Below are 19,387 nucleotides of genomic sequence, written 5' to 3'. Positions count from 1 at the left end.
TTTTGGAGGGAGAGAGCCAATGAAACATCGCAACCGTTCCACAACCCAACCCAAGCGCAAGCTGCTGACCTGTGCGCTGGCCAGTGTGCTGGTCATCGCCAGTGGTCACGCCATCGCACAGTCTTCGAATGCCACGTTGCGCGGCAAGGCTGAAGCCGGCGCGCAGGTCCCCGCGGTCAACACCGCCACGGGCAGCAAGCGGCAGGTGACCGCGAGTTCGGATGGCAGCTATGCACTGGTCGGTCTTCCGCCCGGTACATATACCGTGTCGTCCGGTGACACCGAGCGGACGGTGACCCTGCAGGTTGCGACCTCGGTCAGTCTTGATCTCGCGGGTGCCGCTCCGGCAGCCCCCGCGGGCGATGCGACCACGCTGGATACCGTGCGCGTGTCGGCGCCGCCGCTGCAGGAGGTCAAGACCTCGGAAGTCGGCACCAATGTTTCGCTGAAGCAGATCAACACCATCCCCCAGCTGACTCGCAACTTCCTCGAGTTCGCCGACACCGTGCCGGGCATGCAGTTCGAGACCGATCCGCGTACCGGCCAGTCCAAGCTGCGCGGCGGCGCACAGCAAACCAGTGCCATCAACGTCTACATCGACGGTGTCGGACAGAAGAACTACGTACTCACTGGTGGCGTATCCGGCCAGGATCAGAGTGCCGGCAATCCGTTTCCCCAGTTGGCGATCGGCGAATACAAGGTCGTGACCTCGAACTACAAGGCCGAGTTCGACCAGGTGGGTTCTGCGGCGATCATCGCGCAAACGAAGTCCGGTACGAATGAATTCAAAGGCGAGGTGTTCACGCGCTATACCAACACTTCGATGCGCCAGCGGACCGTGGGCGAGGTGGCTGCCGGTACCGAGAAGGACAAGACCAAGCAGAACGAGTATGGCTTTGCCCTGGGTGGCCCGATCATCCAAGACAAGATGCATTTCTTCTTCAGCTACGAAGCCAAGGACTTCGTGTTGAATGTGGATCCGGTCGCTACGCCCCGTGACTGGTCCTCGTTCGAACCCTTCCTGCCGGACCGTATCCGCGCTCAGCTCGGGCCGACGACATCTCCTTTCAATGAGGATCTGTACTTCGGAAAGATCAGCTGGGACATAGGCGACAACGACCGGTTGGAGTTGTCGGCCAAGTACCGCGATGAGGAGGGTGTCAGCGGGAACGGTGGCACGACAACGGATACCGCTGCGAAGGTCAACTTCAATACCGACAAGCGTTACGACCTGCGCTGGATGCATTACGGTGAGACGTTCGTCAACGAAGCGCGCATCACGTACGAGGACGCGCTGTTCAATCCGGCCGCATTCACGATCGGCAATCAGTCCATCTACACTCGCGGTCTGGACGAGAACCAGGTGCTCATCACGGCTGATTCCACCAGCGCCCTTTCGATTCAGCGCAAGGGCCAGAAGGGGCCGGCTTTCCAGAACGATCTGACCTTCAACTCGTTCGAGTGGATGGGAGACCATGTCATCAAGACGGGTTTCAAGTACAAGTCCGTCGAGCTGACCCAGAGCGAGAATTCGGCGATCAATCCGACCTTCCGTTATGCGGTCAACGATGGATCGCTGCAGCCCAGCCCGTATCTGCCGGTCGGTACCGCGACCATTCCCTATCAGGTGAACTTCAATCTGCCGTTTGAAGGCGCTTCGCCTATCGTTACCACCAAGGCAAAGCAGTTCGGCATCTACATTCAGGATGACTGGGATGTCACCGAACGTCTGCAGCTGAACCTGGGCTTGCGGTGGGACTACGAGGAGATCCCGTCCTATCTCGACTACGTGACGCCTCAGGAAGTCGTGGACGCACTGTACGGGCCGGGTACGCCGCCTCGCGGAAGCGCCACCTATCCCCAGGCTCCCAGCTATGACGCTCAGCTGCGCGCTGGCGGCGTAAACATTGAGGACTACATCAGCACCGGCAACAATCGCAAAGCCGACAAGAACAACTGGGCGCCGCGATTGGGTTTCTCTTACGACCTGAGTGGCGATGAGCGCTGGGTGTTGTTTGGTGGCGCGGGCCGTAGCTACGACCGCAACCTGTACGACTACATGGGTCTGGAGCAGGTCAAAGCGGCGCTGGCAACTTACGAGATCAACTTCGTCGAAAGCACTGGTTGCACACCGACCCCCGGCAGTTGCGTCAATTGGAATCCGGCGTTCCTCAATGGCATCGACGTACTCGCGAACGAAGTCCAAGTGGCCGGCCGCAACGGCGAACTCAACCTGATGAACAACGACTTGGTCACGCCGTACTCCGACCAGTATTCGCTGGGTATTCGCGGCACCATCGGCGAGTGGAACACGTCGGCGACTTTGGCATACGTGCACAGTAAGGAAGGCTTCATCTTCACGCTTGGCAATAGATATCCCAATGGCAATTTCTTCGACGCGCCGTCGTGGAATGCCAACGATATCGCACAGCCGTGGGAACATGCGCCGCCTGGCTTCGGTAACCTGATCATCGGCAACAATGGGCTGGAGACCAAGACGACCCAGCTTCTGCTGTCGGCCGAGAAGCCTTATACGCAGGAGTCGGGTTGGGGATTCACCGCGGCGTATACGCTCTCCCGTGCCAAGGGCAACCGCGGTGGTGATGAGCACTATGCGTTCGATGGAGCGACGATCGAGGACTATCCGTTCATCGATTTGAGGGCCGTGCCGCGTCATCGCCTGGTGATGACGGGCATCTACGATCTGCCTTGGGGCTTCACTGCATCTGCAAAGGTAACCTTGGCTACGCCGCCGCCGATCAACTCGATCGTGGGATGGTGGGAGTACGGCACCGAGCTGAATGACCCGCTTATCGTTTCCACTGATGCGCCGGGCACGCTGGGCACCAAGCAACTGGATCTGTCGCTGTCCAAGCGCTTCGACATTGCCGAGGACATGACGTTCGAAGTGCGCGCGGACATGATCAACGTCACCAACGCCGAGAACTACAGTTCGTACTTCACCGACTGGGGCGGCGGCGGCGTATACGACCCGCAGACGAGCTTCGTGACAAGGGGCAACGGCGTCACCAGCTACACGCCGCCGCGCACGCTGTTCGTCAGCGCGCGTCTGACCTGGTAACAGGCGACGTCATCGGCAATGTTCGGGACCCGCGCAAGCGGGTCCCGTCATATCGGGGAAATGAGATGGATGGGAATTCGATCCGTCAGGTCGTGGTGGTGGGCGGCGGCTCGGCCGGCTGGATGGCTGCATCGGCGCTGGTCAGGCATCTGGACCGGACGTGCAAAGTGCGGCTGGTGGAGTCCGACGAGATCGGCATCATCGGTGTCGGCGAAGCCACGGTGCCGCACATCCGCACGTTCAATACGCAGGCATTGGGACTGGACGAAGCCGAGTTCGTCCGCGCCACGCAGGGCACCTTCAAGCTCGGCATCGAGTTCCGCGACTGGGCGCGCATCGGTGACCGTTACATGCACGGGTTCGGCATGGTCGGGCACGATCCCGGTCCGGCCGCGTTCCACCATTACTGGTTGCGCCTCCTTCTTGCGGGCAAGGATGTCGGCGACATCGGCTCATATCAACTACAGACGGCGGCTTCGCGCCAGGACCGCTTCCTTCCCGGCGCGACGGACGTACCACCCACGTCGCCTCTCGCGTCGGTCGCCTACGCCTACCACTTCGACGCGACGCTCTACGCACGCTATCTGCGCGGCTTCGCGGAAGGGCAGGGCGTGGAAAGGATCGAAGGCAGGGTGGTGGATGTCGAACTGCGTCCAGAGGATGGTTTCGTTTCAGCCGTGGTGATGGCCGATGGTCGCCGAGTCGAAGGCGATCTCTTCGTCGACTGCTCCGGTTTCCGTGGCCTGCTGATCGAGCAGGCGCTGAAGACCGGCTACGAAGACTGGAGTCACTGGCTGCCATGCGACCGTGCGGTGGCGGTACCCTGCGCGCGCGTCGGTGACCCCACGCCCTACACACGCTCGACAGCGCGTACGGCGGGCTGGCAATGGCGCATTCCGCTGCAGCACCGTACCGGCAACGGCCTGGTCTACTGCAGTCGCTTTCTCAGTGACGACGAAGCCACAAGCACGCTGCTCGCGAATCTCGACGGCGAAGCACAGGCAGAGCCCCGGCCGCTGCGTTTCGTCACCGGCAAGCGCAAGCAGTTCTGGAACCGCAACGTGGTGGCGGTCGGACTGGCCAGTGGATTCATGGAGCCACTGGAATCGACCAGCCTGCTGCTGATCCAGACCGCAATTCTCCGCTTGCTGGACATGTTTCCGCGACAAGGCATCGATCCCGGCCTGGTCGCGCGCTACAACGAGCGCACGCACTTCGAATACGACCACATCCGGGACTTCCTGATCCTGCACTACAAGGCGGTTGAGCGCGATGAACCGTTCTGGCGCGAGTGCCGGGACATGACGATCCCCGACACGTTGCGGGCCAACATCGATCTGTTCCGCAACAGCGCGCGTTTCTATCGGGACGGGGAGGAGTTCTTTGCGTTGCAGAGTTGGGTGCAGGTGATGCTGGGCCAGCGCATCGTGCCGAAAACGTACTCACCCTTGGTGGATCGTCTGTCGGAGGCTGAAGTTGGGGCATTCGTGGCGAACGTGCGGCAGACCATCGACCGCTGCGTGCAGGCCATGCCCAAGCACCAGGCCTTCATAGAACGCCATTGCCGGGCGCCCGCGGTGGGCTGAATGCGAGTGAACGCGTGGCCGCTGCACTGCAGCATAGAAGCTTCTTTTTTTTCTAAAGGAAACAATGATTTGCGAGCCGCGCGGATTGGATTTGGCCGTTTTTGCCATGGACAATGAAAACGGTTACATTTCGATGGTGAGCGGTCATCCGTGGAGGGCGGAAGTGACGCACGAGTGGTTCATCCGACACGCGTCTGCCGCCGATGAAACGGCGCAGGAACGCACTTCACCGATACGTCCGCCGACGGACGCTTGTGCCTTCTCCGTCTCCTGTCTTTCCGGCAGCGGAATCCCCCGAAATTTTTGAATCGCCGGCGAATTCCGTTGCCGATCTGGCGCGCAGGGTTTCGTCCTCGAATGTAAACGTTTACAGCCCAGCATGATGACCAAGAACGAAGCCCGCTTTCCATTGGCCCGCAGTCTCACGGCATTCCTTCTGATCCTCGCGATTGCCGCCTGCCAGAAAACGCCGGAGCCGGAGCCTGCGCCCGAGCCGAACGCCAAACCCGCCGCACCCGCCGTCGCCGCCAAGCCCGAGCCGCCCGCGAAGCCCGAACTGCCGCCGTTGTTCCGCGACATCGAGCGCCGCACGTTCCAGTTCTTCTGGGACACCACCAACGAAGTGAACGGGATGACGCCGGACCGCTACCCGTCGCGGCCGTTCGCCAGCATCGCGTCGGTGGGATACGCACTGACGGCGTATCCGATCGGCATCGAGAACGGCTGGGTCAGCCGTACCCAGGCCGTGGATCGCACGTTGACCACGTTGAAGTTCCTGCGCGACCTGCCGCAGGGCCCGCAGAAGGAAGGCAAGGCCGGCCACAAGGGCTTCTATTACCACTTCCTGGACATGAACACCGGGCACCGCTTCAACACCTGGGTGGAACTGTCCAGCGTGGATACCTCGCTGCTGCTGATGGGCGTGCTGTTCGCGCAGTCGTATTACGATCGTGATGACCCTCGCGAACGGGAGATCCGCTGGATCGCCGACACGATCTACAAGCGCGTGGACTGGACCTTCCTGCAGAACAACAAGCCGCTGATCTCGATGGGCTGGTTCCCCGAGAGCGGCGTCATCCCCCACGACTGGAAGGGCTACAACGAGGCCATGATGGTGTACGTGCTGGCGATGGCCTCGCCGACGCATCCGGTGGGGCCGGAAGCCTGGGAGGTGTGGACGCGCAGCTACAGCGAGCTGTGGGGCGTGTTCCAGGGGCAGGAGTACCTGACCTTCGCCCCGCACTTCGGCCACCAGTACAGCCATGTCTGGATCGATTTCCGCGGCATCCAGGACGCCTACATGCGCGAGCGCGGCATGGACTACTTCGAGAACAGCCGCCGCGCCACGTACGCCCAGCGGGCGTATGCGATCGAGAACCCGATGAAGTGGAAGGACTACGGCGAGAACGTCTGGGGCCTCACCGCGTCGGACGGTCCGCAACAGACCCTGCAGGAGTATCGCGGCGAGCAGCGCCCGTTCCGCCACTACTCCGCGCGTGGCGCCGGCTTCCGCGAGAACTTCGACGACGGCACCATCGCGCCGACGGCGGCGGTGGCGTCGCTGCCGTTCGCGCCGGAAATCGTCATTCCCGCGACGGAGGAAATGCACCGCCGTTACGGCGACTACCTGTATTCCAGCTACGGCTTCCTGGATTCGTTCAATCCCAGCTTCGACTACGACATTCCGTTGAAGACCGGCCGCATCGTGCCCGGCAAGGGCTGGGTGGCCAGCGACTACATCGGCATCGACCAGGGCCCGATCCTGGCGATGATCGCCAACTACCGCAACGATTTCGTCTGGAGCGTGATGAAGAAGAACCGCTACATCCGCGACGGGTTGAAGAAGGCCGGATTCCAGGGCGGATGGCTGGATGCGAAGACCGAGCAGGCGGCCCAGGCCGCGCCGGCAGCGCCTCCGGCACCGGCAGATCTCGACGCCGCGGCGGCGCGCGCACTGGGTACGGCCGAGTCGCGCGCCAACCAGGCCGCGCAGCCCGAGGCGGCGCGCCCGCAGCAGCCGGAGTAAGCTGCACGCATGGTCGAGCGCGTGCCCGCGTCGTTCTCTCCAGCACGCATCAGGGCGGCCTTTCTTCGAAGGTCGGCCCTGGTGCGCTGCTGTTTCCTGCTGGTGGTCGCCGCCCTCGTCGTGGGGCTGGCGGGTTGCGCGCGCAGCGAGGACACGCGTACCACGGTGCGTTTCTGGGTGATGGGTTACGAAGGCGAAGTGGTGGCGAAGCTGCTGCCCGAGTTCGAACGCCAGCACCCCGACATCCATGTCGACCTGCAGATCGTGCCGTGGCTGTCCGCACACGAAAAGCTGCTGACCGCCTTCGCCGGGGAGTCTTTGCCCGACGTCAGTCCCATCGGCAACACCTGGATTCCGGAGTTCGCCGCGCTCGGCGCGCTGGATCCGCTGGATGACCGGATCGCCGCGACGCCCGGCTTCGACCAGGCGGATTTCTTCCCGGGTGTCTGGGATACCGGCGTGATCGACGGCCGCGCGTACGCGGTGCCGTGGTATGTCGAGACGCGCCTGCCGTTCTATCGCCGTGACATGCTCGCGAAGGCCGGCGTGAAGACGCTGCCCACCCGCTGGGACGAATGGCGCGTGGCGCTGCGCAAGGTCAAGCAGGTGGCGGGAGAGGGCAACTATTCCATCCTGCTGCCGCTCAACGAATTCGAGCCGCTGTTGAGCCTGGCCGTCCAGCAGCCCGAGCCGTTGTTGCGCGATGGCGGCCGCTACGGCAATTTCCGCAGCGAAGGGTTCCGCCAGTCGCTCGGGTTCTACAAGGAGATGTTCGACCAGGGTTGGGCGCCGGTGGTGACCAACAACCAGATCTCTAACGTGTGGGACGAGTTCGGCAAGGGGTTCTACTCGTTCTACATCTCCGGACCCTGGAACATCACCAAGTTCAAGGAGCGGCTGCCAGCCGCGCAGCAGGACGACTGGATGACGATGCCATTGCCGGGACCGACGGGCCCGGGCGCGTCGCTCGCCAACGGGACCAGTTTCGTCGTATTCAAGGACTCGCCGAACAAGGAAGCGGCCTGGAAGCTGATCGCCTGGCTGTCTTCGCCGAAGGTGCAGGCCGAGTTCCATGCGCTGACCGGCGATCTGCCGCCGCGCCGCTCGCCATGGCTGACGCCGGCGTTGGCGGAAGATCCCTACGCGAAGGCGTTCCGCGAGCAACTGGAGCGTGCCGTCTCCACGCCCAAGGTGCCGGAGTGGGAGCGCATCGCGACGGAGATGCGGCTGGTGGGCGAGCAGGTCGCCAACGGACGCGTGACGGTGGACCAGGCGGTCGAGGAACTGGACCGGCGCGCCGACCGCATCCTGGAGAAGCGGCGTTGGATGCTGGACCAGGCCGACAAGGCAGGGGCCGCGCCATGAGGTCGACCCATGCACTCGCAGGTTGGTTGTTCGCCGCGCCGGCGCTGACGGTCATCGTGGTGTTCTTCGGCCTGCCGGTGCTGGCGGCGTTCGTGCTGAGCCTGACCGACTTCGACATCTATGCCCTGGCCGATATCCACAACCTGCGCTTCGTCGGTGTGGACAACTACCTCGGCCTGCTGCAGAACCCGTTGTTCTGGAAATCGCTGGGCAATACGGTCTACTTCGTCGTCGTCGGCGTTCCGCTGTCGGTCGCGGTGTCGCTGGGTGCCGCGCTGCTGCTGCATTCCAGGCTGGGACGCTTCAAGGGCTTCTTCCGCACCGCGTTCTTCGCGCCGGTGGTCACCACCGTCGTGGCGGTGGCGGTGGTCTGGCGCTACCTCTTCCACACCAGGGACGGGCTGGTGGACTGGGGACTGTCGTGGTTGGATATCGATCCGGTGGACTGGCTGGGCGATCCGACCTGGGCGATGCCGACCATCATCCTGTTCGCCGTATGGAAGAACTTCGGCTACAACATGATCATCTTCCTGGCGGGCCTGCAGAGCATTCCCGAGGATCTCTACGAGGCCGCGCGCATCGATGGCGCCTCGCGCTGGGCGCAGTTCCGCCACGTCACCCTGCCGCAGCTCGGCCCGGTGCTGTTGCTGGTCGGCATCCTGACCATGGCCGGCTACTTCCAGTTGTTCGCCGAGCCGTACGTGATGACCCAGGGCGGCCCGCTGGAGAGCACCAAGAGCGTGCTGTACCTGATGTACGATGAAGGCTTCAAGTGGTGGAACCTGGGCAACGCATCGGCGGTGGCGTTCCTGCTCTTCATCCTGATGACGGCCGTCACCAGCGGCCTGCTGTGGTTCGCCCGCAGGCGGGGCGTGGAATGAACCACCGTCTCGCCGCCATCGTCGTCAACGGTCTGCTGGTCGCGCTGGCCGTCGTCAGCCTCGGCCCGCTGTTGTGGATGCTGTCGGTGTCCTTCATGCAGACCGGCGAAGCGGGGCACTTCCCACCGCCGCTGCTGCCCGGCGCGCCCACGCTGGACAACTACCGCGACCTGTTCGTGCGCGCTGGCATGGGTCGCTACCTGGTCAACAGCTTCATCGTCTCGACCAGCGTGATGCTGCTGTCGCTGCTGTTCAACACGATGGCGGGCTATGCGTTCGCCAAGCTGCGCTTCAAGGGCCGCGACAGCACCTTCCGTGCGCTGCTGGCCGCGCTCGTCATTCCCGCGCAGGTGGCGATGATGCCGCTGTTCCTGCTGCTCAAACAGATGGGCCTGGTGAACACGTATGCCGGCGCCATCGTGCCCGGCATGGCGGCGATCTTCGGCATCTTCCTGGTACGCCAGTACGCGCGCTCGATCCCGGACGAACTGCTGGAAGCCGCGCGCATCGACGGCGCCAGCGAAGCGCGCATCTTCTTCCAGATCGTGCTCCCGGGCCTGAAGCCGATCCTGGTGACGCTGGCGATCTTCAGCTTCCTCGGTGCCTGGAACGATTTTATGTGGCCGTTGATCGTGCTGAGCGACGACGCGCTGCAGACCCTTCCCGTGGCGCTGGCGGCGTTGTCGCGCGAACACGTGATGGACTACGAACTGATGATGGCCGGTTCGGTGGTCACCATCCTGCCGGTGCTGCTGCTGTTCCTCGTGCTGCAGCGCTACTACATCCAGGGCTTGCTGCTGGGCAGCGTGAAGGGCTGAGCCCGCCGCGCATGCCGCCCGTGTCTGACGGAGATGACAACATGGTGTCGACTTTCGCCCGCCTGACGGCCGGGTTGGTATTGCTGCCGGCGATCTGCGCCGTTGCCCAGGCGGCGGAGCCGGCGCGCGTGCTGGATGGGTTCGATGATCCCTCCACGTGGCGGGTGGTGACCTCCAACCAGGTCAGCGGTGCGCTGCGGTCGGTCGCGGGCGTCGAAGGTAAGGGGCTGTGCCTGGACTACGACTTCAATGGCGTGTCGGGCCATGCCGGCATCCAGCGCGACCTCGCGCTCGAATATCCGCAGAACTATCAGTTCGCCTTCCAGCTGCGCGGCGATTCGCCGCGCAACGACCTGCAGTTCAAGCTCATCGACGCCAGCGGCGACAACGTGTGGTGGGTCAACCGGCCGAAGTACGACTTCCCGACCGCATGGACGCCGGTGCGCTACAAGATGAGGCACATCGACAAGGCCTGGGGGCCGGATCCGGACCGGGTGCTGCGCAGGAGCGTCAGGCTCGAGTACACGGTCTACAACAACGCCGGCGGCAAGGGCTCGGTCTGCTTCGACCAGCTGACGTTCCAGCCGTTACCGGTCGATGACGGCGCGCCGCTGACTGGCAAGGCCAGCGCGAACGCTGCCTTCCCTGCCGGTGCCCCACGCCTGGCCGTGGACGGCAAGTCCGATACCGCGTGGTCCGCGGACCTGCACGGCGACACCGATCCGCAGCTGACGCTGGACCTGGGCAGGCTGCGCGAGTTCGGCGGGCTGGTGCTCGACTGGAAGCCGGGCCAGCACGCGTCGGACTATCTGGTGCAGCTGTCCGATGACGGCCTGCGCTGGCGCGACGTGCGCACGGTGGTGGAGGGCAACGGTGGACGTGACTACCTGGCATTGCCCGAATCCGAAGCGCGTTACATCCGCCTGACGGTGGGCGATGGTCCGGGCGCCTCGTTCGCCCTGGCCGGCCTGGAGGTGAAGCCGCTGTCGTTCGCCGCGCATCCCAACGACCTGATCAAGGCGATGGCGGCCGATGCGCCGAAGGGCTGGTTCCCGCGCGGTTTCAGCGGCGAGCAGCCGTACTGGACCATCGTCGGCCTCGATGGCGGACGCGAGCAGGGCCTGATCGGCGAAGACGGGGCCATCGAGATCGCCAAGGGCGGTGTCAGCGTGGAGCCCTTCGTGCAGGTGGATGGACGCTGGATCGGCTGGGCGGACGTGCAGGCGACGCAGTCGCTGCAGGACGGCTATCTGCCGATTCCCACCGTGGCCTGGACGCACCCGCAGTTCTCGCTGGCCACCACGGCCTTCGCCGCGGGCACGCCGGGCGATTCGCGCGTCGTCGCGCGGCATCGCCTGACCAACACGGGCACCGCATCGCGCGAGTACGCGCTCGCGCTGGCCGTGCAGCCGTGGCAGGTCAATCCACCCAGCCAGTTCCTCAACACCACCGGTGGCTTCAGTCCGATCAACGCGCTCGCGCTGGGTAACGGCGTGGCGACCGTGAACGGACGCGCCAGCCTGCGCTTCACGTCACCGGATGCTGTCGTGGCGTCACGTTTCGACACCGGCATGGTGCGCGAGCGCATGGAGGCCATGGATGCACCGACCGCGAAGACCGCCTCGGTCGACGGCGATGCGACGGGCCTCGCCTCCGGTGCCGTGCTCTACAGCTTCACCCTGGCGCCGGGCGAGAGCCGTGAGATCGACTGGGTCGCGCCGCTGGAAGGTGCGTTGCCGGCGCGCATCGATGCAGCGCGGGACCAGGAGGCGATGGCGGAGGTCTGGCGCAGGAAGCTCGACGAAATGAAGCTGCAGGTCCCGGCCGAGGGCCAGCCGGTCGCCGATACGCTGCGCACCGCGCTGGCCCACATGCTGATCTCGCGGATCGGGCCGCGCCTTCAGCCGGGCACGCGCTCGTACTCGCGCAGCTGGATCCGCGACGGTGCGATGATCTCCGAGGGCCTGCTGCGCCTGGGCCGCCCGGAAGTGGTGAAGGAATACGTCGAATACTACGCGCCCTACCAGTTCGAGAACGGCAAGGTGCCGTGCTGCGTGGACGACCGCGGCAGCGATCCCGTGCCCGAGAACGACAGCCACGGCGAACTGATCTTCAACATCGCCGAGTACTACCGCTATACCGGCGACAAGGCGTTCCTGAAGAAGATGTGGCCGCACGTGCAGGGGGCGTTCGCCTACATGGAAGCGCTGCGCCTGAGCGAGCGCACCGAGGCCAACCGCGCCGTCAACGCCGCGTTCTACGGCATGATGCCGGCTTCGATCAGCCACGAAGGCTACTCGGCCAAGCCGATGCATTCGTACTGGGACAATTTCTGGGCGCTGCGCGGGTACAAGGACGCCGTCGAGGTGGCGGAAGCGCTCGGCGAGGCGGCCGAAGCGAAGCGCATGGCGACCTCGCGCGACCAGTTCCGCGAAGATCTGTACGCCTCGCTGCGCGCGGCAACGCAGTTGCATGGCATCCACTACCTGCCAGGCGCGGCGGAGATCGGCGACTTCGATCCGACCTCGACGACCATCGCGCTGGCGCCCGGCGGTGAGCAGGGCCAGCTGCCGGTCGACCTGTTGCACGGGACGTTCGAACGCTACTGGACCGAATTCGTGCAACGCCGCGACGGCCAGCGCGAGTGGAAGGATTACACGCCCTATGAATGGCGCAATGTCGCCGCGTTCGTGCGCCTGGGCTGGCGCGAACGCGCCTGGGAGGTGCTGGACTTCTTCTTCAAGGATCGCGCACCGCAGGCGTGGAACCAGTGGGCGGAAGTGGTGTCGCGCACGCCGCGCAAGCCGTTCTTCGTCGGCGACCTGCCGCACGCCTGGGTCGCGTCGGATTTCGTGCGCTCGGCGCTGGACATGTTCGCCTACACCCGCGAAGCGGACGACAGCCTGGTGCTGGCGGCGGGCGTTCCCACGGGCTGGCTGGAAGGGGAGGGCATCGCCATCGATGGCCTGCGCACGCCCTACGGTGTACTCGGCTACGCACTGCGCAAGCAGGGTGATGAGGTTGTCCTGGATGCGAAGGCCGGACTGAAGCTGCCGGCCGGCGGCCTGGTACTGCCATGGCCTTACGAAGCCGCGCGTGGCGAGACGCGCATCAACGGTAAATCCGCGCAGTGGAAGGACGGCGAGCTGCGCATCACCACGCTGCCGGCGAAGGTCAGCATCCGTATGCCGTGAGCGAAGCCGAACGGGGATAGAGTAGGCGCGGCTCCTGTCCGCGCCTGCTGCCATGAACGCCGATGACGCCCGCTTACCCCTTTGGCCGCTGCCGCTGCTGATCGCGGCGCTGTTCCTGGTCGCGGCGCATGCGGCCTACCTGCTGTCGATCCAGGCAGGCCACGTGCCGGCCTGCATGCCGTACGTGGAGGGCTGCGTCTCGATCAGTCGCGCGGCCCGCCACGGGCTGGGAAACCATCTCTTCCGGATGCTGGTGATCCCGTGTGCGGTGCTGCATGCGCTGGTGTGGTGGCTGGCCCGGCATTGGCTGCGCGGAGGCCGGTTGATGCTCGCCTTGGGCGCGATGTCGGCCATGGCGCTGGCGGTCTACGCCACATTTCTCGGTACCGAAGGCGAGGCCTATCGTTTCCTTCGCCGATACGGCGTGGTCGTATACTTCGGCTTCGGCTATCTCGCGCAGCTGGCGCTGATGCGTCGCGCGTCGCGCATGCAGGCACTGCCAGCGAGCGTCATCGCGTGGATGTCGTGGATCGCGATGGCGATGCTGGCGCTGGGCGTCGCCAATGTCGTGGCGGGGCTCGCCGTCGCGGATCCCCTTGCGAAAGACCATTGGGAGAACGTCTTCGAATGGTGGCTCGGCCTGCTGATGGTCGGCTGGTATGCCGTGCTGGCGTTGGGGTGGCGGCGACAGGGGCTGGCAATGGAACTCAAGCGTCATGACCCACTGTAGGAGCGACGTGAGTCGCGACCGCACGGCATCGCATGTCGCAGCATGAGGGCGAGCGCCATGTTTCCGGCAGTGACGGCGTGACTGCGCACACGCATCACGACACTTCACTTCTGCGGTCGCGACTTACGTCGCTCCTACAGAGAGAACCTCAGCCGCGCACACCCTTGACGATGGCGGCGGCCTTGGCGGAACTGGCGGTGACCTTGTCCCACTCGCCGTTGTCCAGCCAACCCTTGGGCACCATCCACGAACCGCCGATACAGACGACGTTCGGCTGCGACAGATAATCGGCCGCGGTGTCCTCGGTGATGCCGCCGGTGGGGCAGATCTTCAGGTCCGACAGTGGACCGGCCAGGCCCTTCAGCATCGCCAGCCCGCCGACGGCGGTGGCGGGGAACAGCTTGCAGACGCGGAAGCCACGCGCCATCAGCGACAGCAGTTCGGTCGGCGTGGCGGCACCGGGTACCACCGGGATGTCGGCAGCGGCCAGCGCTTCGGCCATCGCCGGCGGCGTGCCGGGTGTCACCAGGAAATCGGCGCCCGCATCGATGGACTGCGTGATCTGGTCCTGGGTCAACACCGTGCCGGCGCCGATCACGATATCCGGAAGTTCCTTCTTCAGCATCGCCAGCGCGTCCATCGCCACCGGCGTGCGCAGCGTCAGCTCGATCGCCGGCAGGCCGCCTTTCAGCAGCGCTTCGGACACCTTGCGCGCTTCATCCAGCGCATGGACGGTGACGACCGGCAGGATGCCGGCGGCGCGGAGGAGGGATTCGGCTTTCTGCTGGCGGGCTTCGATGGTCATGGTCGAATGTTCGGCTGGGAGGAGGACTGTAGGAGCGCCCTCGGGCGCGATGCTCTTCTTCTCGCCATTCCCGAAAAGCATCGCGCCCGAGGGCGCTCCTACAGAGATAACAGGATGCTACGCATCCTTGGCTTCCTGGGGTGCCTCGGCAGCATGCGCGGCATCGCCCAGTTCGTACTCGGCATCGTATTCCCAGGTGCCATCGTGGTGCGGCAGGCCACAGGAGATCGACATCGCGCCGCGGTCGGCGGGGGTCACCACGTCGCGACTCACCGCGAACAGGTTGCGACCCAGGTCCAGCGCGGCCGGCGACGTGTTGGGCGCGATGTCCCGCGAGGCCCATTCCGCGGCATCGACCAGGGCTTCCAGCGTGCCTGCTTCTGCGTCCAGGCGGATGATGTCGCCTTCGCGCAGCCTGGCCAGCGGGCCACCGCGAGCCGCTTCCGGGGTCAGGTGGATGGCGGCGGGAATCTTGCCCGATGCGCCGGACAGGCGGCCATCGGTCACCAGCGCCACGCGGCGACCCTGGTTCTGCAGCAGGCCGAGCAGCGGGGCCAGCGAATGCAGTTCGGGCATGCCGTTCGCACGCGGGCCCTGATAGCGGACGACGGCGACGAAATCCTGCGGCAGCGCGCCGGCGGCATGCAGTTTGTTGAGTGCGCGCGGATCGTCGACGACCACGGCGGGCGCCTCGATGTAGCGGTACTCCGGCTTCACGGCCGAGGTCTTGATCAGGGAGCGGCCCAGGTTGCCGCGCAGCAGGCGCAGGCCGCCCTGGGCTTCGAACGCACGCGACACCGGCCGCACCACGTCCTCGTCGGCGCTCTGCGCGACGCCTGGCGCGTAGGCCAGCTTGCCATCCTGCAGGCGCGGCTCGTCGCAGAACGCGCGCATGCCGCCGGGCACGATGGTGGGCAGGTCGTGCATCAGGCCGGCGTCGAGCAGTTCGCGGAAGACGAGCTGCGTACCGCCGGCCGCGGCGAACCGGTTCACGTCGGCTTCGCCGTTCGGATAGACACGCGCCAGCAGCGGCACGGTCTGTGCGATCAGGTCCATGTCGTCCCAGGTCAGGATCACGCCTGCCGAACGCGCGACCGCGATCCAGTGGATGGTGTGGTTGGTGGAACCGCCCGTCGCCATCAGGGCCACCATCGCGTTGACGATGGCCCGCTCGTCGATCAGGCGGCCGATCGGCCGGTAGTCGTCGCCCAGTGCGGTGATGCGCAGGGCGCGTTCGGCCGCGGCGCGGGTCAGCACGTCGCGCAGGGGCTGGGCGGGGTTGACGAAGGACGTGCCAGGCAACTGCAGGCCCATCGCTTCCAGCAGCACCTGGTTGGAATTGGCGGTGCCATAGAACGTGCAGGTGCCGGCAGCGTGGTAGCTCGCGGCTTCGGCCTCCAGCAGCTCTTCGCGCGTGGCTTCGCCGGCGGCGTAGCGCTCGCGCACCGCGGCCTTTTCCTTGTTGGGGATGCCCGGCGTCATCGGGCCGGCCGGCACGAACACCGCCGGCAGGTGGCCGAAGGCCAGCGCGCCGATCAGCAGGCCGGGGACGATCTTGTCGCACACGCCCAGGTACAGCGCGGCGTCGAACATGTCGTGGCTCAGCGAGATCGCGGTGGCCTGCGCGATCACGTCGCGCGAGAACAGCGACAGCTCCATGCCCGGACGTCCCTGGGTGACGCCGTCGCACATCGCCGGCACGCCGCCGGCGACCTGCGCGGTGGCGCCCATCTCGCGGGCGAGCGTGCGGATGATCTCGGGGTAGTGCTCGAACGGCTGGTGCGCCGAGAGCATGTCGTTGTACGCGTTGATGATGCCGAGGTTGGGCGTGACGTCGGCGCGCAGCCGACCCTTGTCGGTCGGGCCGCAGGCGGCGAAGGCATGCGCCAGGTTGCCGCAGCTCAGGCGCGCGCGCTGCGGACCTTCGCGATGGGCGGCATCGATGCCGTCGAGGTAGGTGCGGCGCAGCAGTGCGCTGCGCTGGCGGATGCGTTCGGTGACTTCCTGGATGCGGGGGTGCAGGCTCATGGGCGTAGGGCTAGGCTGCAGACGCGGACATTCTGCATGGCGTGGCGAAATGAGGCCGTGAGGCGCGGCCTTCCGGCATCTCCAGTGCGTGGAGGGGAAGGGCGGGTGACGACGGCGACGGCATGATGCTTTCTACCGCCTTTGGCGCAGGCGCGAAAGCGACCAAAGGCAGACCAGTCCGCGCGTGGGAGCGCTGCATGTGTTGCGTTGCAGCGCGCATCTGCGCAAAACCTCAGGCGTGCGGGGGTGTCTTCGGTCCGAACAGTTCGACCGCGTAGGCCGCCGCGCCGAGCAGGCCGGGACGTGGGTGCATGTTCGCCAGGGTCGGCACGCGCGCCATCGCGGGCGAGAAGCGGCCCTTGTGTTCGAAGCGCTGGCGGAAGCCGGAGTGCTGCAGCGACGACAGCAGGCGGGGCACCAGGCCACCGGTCAGGAATACCCCGTCCCACGCACCGGTGGTCAGCACCAGATCGCCCGCGATGGCGCCGAACACGGCGCAGAACACGTCCAGCGTGCGCACGCAGCGCGGATCGCCGGCGGCGGCGCGTGCGGTGACGTCTTTCGGCTCCAGCGGGCCGCCCGGATCCTCACCTGCGATCTCGCTGAGCGCGCGATACAGGTTGACCAGGCCTGGACCGCAGATCAGGCGCTCGTTCGACACCCGGCCGAACTGCGCCGACAGGATTTCCAGGATGCGGATCTCTTCCGGGGTGCCCGGCGGGAAACTGACATGGCCGCCTTCGGTTTCCAGCGGATAGGCGCGTCCGTCGCGGATCACCAGGGCCGCCACGCCCAGGCCCGTGCCGGGGCCGATGACGGCATAGGTGCGAGGTACGGACAACGGCGACGGCATCCAGTGCGCGCCGCCGATGGCGACCACATCGCGCGGCGTCAGCAGCGATACGGCCATCGCCTGCGCGGCGAAATCGTTGACCAGCTTCAGACCCTGGAAGCCCAGTGCCTGCCGCGTGCGGTTCACCGAGATGACCCACGGATGGTTGGTGATGCGGGCCTCATCGCCATCCACGCGGCCGGCGACGGCGAACACCCCGTTCTGGGCGGTGGCGCCGGTTTCATCCAGGTAGTGCTGCGCGGCGTCGGCGAGCGACGGGAAATCGGCCACCACGAATTCGCGCACGCTGTCGTCGAGCAGCGGCACGGCGGACGCGGGATCGGCCAGCGCGAAGCGCGCGTTGGTACCACCGATGTCGGCGAGGAGGACCCGATCGGCGTTGCTCATGCGGCCAACATCCTGTGCGGTGCGGGAAGGCTTCCAAAAGGGGTCCGCTGCATTCGCCTGGTCGATCCTGTTGTGCGGGGGTAGAGCCACGTTGCGTGGGCCGCGCATGATAGCGCGCACCCATGCCGGCGCCAGGCAGGTGTCCGCGCGGATGCGGCGTGCGTATACGTATGCACGACAGCGCAGAGGGAAGTCGGGGCGGCGGGCGTGCGGCGCGGCGGACGGGACATGGGCGGCCTAGACGATAAGGTGGACGTGCGGGTGTCGGCGCGCGGCCGCTTGCCTTGTGAAAACGGTTACATGGCAGAATAGCGCAACTTCCCCGGCCGCGGAACGGGACGCCGACCGCTGCGAACAACCACGGGCACCGCCCGACCGGAGCAATGATGGCCAGTGTCCAGCTCGACCGCGTGCGCAAGGTGTACGACAACGGCCAGGTGGCCGTGCACGGGGCCAGCTTCGAGATCGCCGACGGCGAACTCATGGTGCTGGTGGGACCGTCCGGCTGCGGCAAGTCGACGCTGTTGCGGATGATCGCCGGGCTGGAGGACATCACCGATGGCAACCTGCTGATCGGCGGGCGCCGCGTCAACGACGTGCAGCCGAAGGACCGCGACATCGCGATGGTGTTCCAGAGCTATGCGCTGTACCCGCACATGACCGTGGCCGAGAATCTCGCCTTCGGCCTGAAGCTGCGTGGCGTGGCGCGCGCTGAGATCGACCGGCGGGTCAACGCCGCAGCCGACACGCTCGGCATGACCCACATGCTGGGCAAGCTGCCGCGCGAGATGTCCGGTGGACAGCGCCAGCGCGTCGCGCTGGGGCGCGCGCTGGTGCGCGAGCCGTCGGTGTTCCTGCTCGACGAGCCGCTGTCGAACCTGGATGCGAAACTGCGCCATTCCGTGCGCACCGAGATCGGCCGCCTGCATCGACAGCTCGGCGCGACGATGATCTACGTGACGCACGATCAGGTCGAAGCGATGACGCTGGGCCAGCGGATCGTGGTGCTGAAGGACGGCGAGATCCAGCAGATCGACACGCCGATGGCGTTGTACGAGAAGCCGGCCAACCTGTTCGTCGCCGGGTTCCTGGGCAGTCCTGCCATGAATGTGCTGCATGGCACGTTGACGCAGGACGACGGCCTGCACTTCGCGCTGGACGGCGGCGGTCAGATACCGCTCGGCACCGCCGCCGTCGCCGAAACGTGGGTGGGACGACGCATCGCGCTGGGCATCCGTCCGGAACACCTGCAGCCTGCGGGGATCGGCAAGACCGCGTTCGAGGCGCATGTCGACCTGATCGAGCCGGTCGGCAACGAGGTCTTCGTCAATCTGCGTTTCGTCGGCCAGTCGCTGGTGGCGCGCATGCCGCCGCAGGTGTTGCCGGAGCCGGGGCAAGGCCTGCGCGTCACGATCGAGAACGCGGTGCTGCACGGCTTCGATCCGGACAGCGGCTTGCGCCTGGGTTGATGGTGCACAGCGTGGCAGAAGAAAGGGAGGCCTAGGTGTGATCTCTCGGTAGGTTGTTCATCCGGGGCATCTCTGGAAGATGGGGGTTGCGAAGCCAACCCAGCCCCCAGGAGCCCCGGATGAACCTGCATAAACATGCCCGTTTGAGCCCGCGCGGTCGAGC

The 19,387-nt window shown here is 65.7% G+C and carries 12 protein-coding genes; 9 read left to right on the top strand and 3 right to left on the bottom strand.

The features are described 5' to 3' along the window. Window positions 1-19: 19 nt before the first annotated feature. The 8 genes from CSC76_RS14085 to CSC76_RS14050 all read left to right on the top strand — a co-directional run bounded on the left by CSC76_RS14085 (window position 20) and on the right by CSC76_RS14050 (window position 13,682). A complete protein-coding gene (locus CSC76_RS14085) occupies window positions 20-3,082 on the top strand; it encodes a TonB-dependent receptor domain-containing protein (protein ID WP_162110629.1) in 3,063 nt (1,020 codons plus the stop codon). A gap of 65 nt (window positions 3,083-3,147) precedes the next feature. Then, window positions 3,148-4,668, top strand: a complete 1,521-nt coding sequence (locus CSC76_RS14080) for a tryptophan halogenase family protein (RefSeq protein WP_162110628.1) — start codon at window positions 3,148-3,150, stop codon at window positions 4,666-4,668. A 379-nt stretch (window positions 4,669-5,047) separates the two neighbouring features. Next, the gene (locus tag CSC76_RS14075) at window positions 5,048-6,694 is read left to right on the top strand and encodes a glucoamylase family protein (RefSeq protein ID WP_202923538.1); all 1,647 of its coding nucleotides are present in this window, start codon (window positions 5,048-5,050) and stop codon (window positions 6,692-6,694) included. A gap of 81 nt (window positions 6,695-6,775) precedes the next feature. Next, window positions 6,776-8,059 (top strand): sugar ABC transporter substrate-binding protein, encoded by a 1,284-nt coding sequence (locus CSC76_RS14070; RefSeq protein WP_238394982.1) that lies wholly within the window; start codon window positions 6,776-6,778, stop codon window positions 8,057-8,059. Then, entirely contained in the window at window positions 8,056-8,940 is an 885-nt protein-coding gene (locus CSC76_RS14065; RefSeq protein ID WP_162110625.1) for a carbohydrate ABC transporter permease, read from the top strand. The genes CSC76_RS14070 and CSC76_RS14065 overlap by 4 nt, the downstream gene beginning before the upstream one ends. Continuing rightward, window positions 8,937-9,758 carry a carbohydrate ABC transporter permease gene (locus CSC76_RS14060; protein ID WP_162110624.1) on the top strand — a complete coding sequence of 274 codons (822 nt, stop codon included), beginning with the start codon at window positions 8,937-8,939 and terminating at the stop codon, window positions 9,756-9,758. The genes CSC76_RS14065 and CSC76_RS14060 overlap by 4 nt, the downstream gene beginning before the upstream one ends. Before the next feature lie 41 nt (window positions 9,759-9,799). Continuing rightward, the gene (locus CSC76_RS14055; RefSeq protein WP_162110623.1) at window positions 9,800-12,952 is read left to right on the top strand and encodes a discoidin domain-containing protein; all 3,153 of its coding nucleotides are present in this window, start codon (window positions 9,800-9,802) and stop codon (window positions 12,950-12,952) included. A gap of 52 nt (window positions 12,953-13,004) precedes the next feature. Continuing rightward, on the top strand, window positions 13,005-13,682 hold the full coding sequence (locus CSC76_RS14050) for a hypothetical protein (RefSeq protein ID WP_162110622.1): 678 nt from the start codon (window positions 13,005-13,007) through the stop codon (window positions 13,680-13,682). A gap of 148 nt (window positions 13,683-13,830) precedes the next feature. On the opposite strand, the gene CSC76_RS14045 is transcribed toward CSC76_RS14050, so the two are convergent. From CSC76_RS14045 to glk, 3 genes are all read right to left on the bottom strand, one after another. Beyond that, window positions 13,831-14,487 (bottom strand): bifunctional 4-hydroxy-2-oxoglutarate aldolase/2-dehydro-3-deoxy-phosphogluconate aldolase, encoded by a 657-nt coding sequence (locus CSC76_RS14045; protein WP_162110621.1) that lies wholly within the window; start codon window positions 14,485-14,487, stop codon window positions 13,831-13,833. 117 nt (window positions 14,488-14,604) lie between these two features. Beyond that, entirely contained in the window at window positions 14,605-16,515 is a 1,911-nt protein-coding gene (edd, locus tag CSC76_RS14040; protein WP_162110620.1) for a phosphogluconate dehydratase, read from the bottom strand. Window positions 16,516-16,747: 232 nt separating this feature from the next. After that, on the bottom strand, window positions 16,748-17,755 hold the full coding sequence (gene glk, locus CSC76_RS14035; RefSeq protein WP_162110619.1) for a glucokinase: 1,008 nt from the start codon (window positions 17,753-17,755) through the stop codon (window positions 16,748-16,750). Between the two features lie 386 nt (window positions 17,756-18,141). Here glk and CSC76_RS14030 point away from each other — a divergent pair, with 386 nt between their 5' ends. Next, window positions 18,142-19,224, top strand: a complete 1,083-nt coding sequence (locus CSC76_RS14030; RefSeq protein WP_162110618.1) for an ABC transporter ATP-binding protein — start codon at window positions 18,142-18,144, stop codon at window positions 19,222-19,224. Window positions 19,225-19,387 lie beyond the last annotated feature (163 nt).

The sequence above is a fragment of the Pseudoxanthomonas mexicana genome (assembly GCF_010093385.1).
Taxonomy (GTDB): Bacteria; Pseudomonadota; Gammaproteobacteria; order Xanthomonadales; family Xanthomonadaceae; genus Pseudoxanthomonas_A; species Pseudoxanthomonas_A mexicana.
Note: the sequence above shows the minus strand (reverse complement) of the source record. Positions and strands in the feature narration are given on the sequence as shown.

Bases quoted from the DNA above. Each gene is read 5' to 3' on its own strand.
- CSC76_RS14085 (WP_162110629.1), top strand. From the start codon at position 20: ATGAAACATCGCAACCGTTCCACAACCCAACCCAAGCGCAAGCTGCTG.
- CSC76_RS14080 (WP_162110628.1), top strand. From the start codon at position 3,148: ATGGATGGGAATTCGATCCGTCAGGTCGTGGTGGTGGGCGGCGGCTCG.
- CSC76_RS14075 (WP_202923538.1), top strand. From the start codon at position 5,048: ATGATGACCAAGAACGAAGCCCGCTTTCCATTGGCCCGCAGTCTCACG.
- CSC76_RS14065 (WP_162110625.1), top strand. From the start codon at position 8,056: ATGAGGTCGACCCATGCACTCGCAGGTTGGTTGTTCGCCGCGCCGGCG.
- CSC76_RS14060 (WP_162110624.1), top strand. From the start codon at position 8,937: ATGAACCACCGTCTCGCCGCCATCGTCGTCAACGGTCTGCTGGTCGCG.
- CSC76_RS14055 (WP_162110623.1), top strand. From the start codon at position 9,800: ATGGTGTCGACTTTCGCCCGCCTGACGGCCGGGTTGGTATTGCTGCCG.
- CSC76_RS14050 (WP_162110622.1), top strand. From the start codon at position 13,005: ATGAACGCCGATGACGCCCGCTTACCCCTTTGGCCGCTGCCGCTGCTG.
- CSC76_RS14045 (WP_162110621.1), bottom strand. From the start codon at position 14,487: ATGACCATCGAAGCCCGCCAGCAGAAAGCCGAATCCCTCCTCCGCGCC.
- edd (WP_162110620.1), bottom strand. From the start codon at position 16,515: ATGAGCCTGCACCCCCGCATCCAGGAAGTCACCGAACGCATCCGCCAG.
- glk (WP_162110619.1), bottom strand. From the start codon at position 17,755: ATGAGCAACGCCGATCGGGTCCTCCTCGCCGACATCGGTGGTACCAAC.
- CSC76_RS14030 (WP_162110618.1), top strand. From the start codon at position 18,142: ATGGCCAGTGTCCAGCTCGACCGCGTGCGCAAGGTGTACGACAACGGC.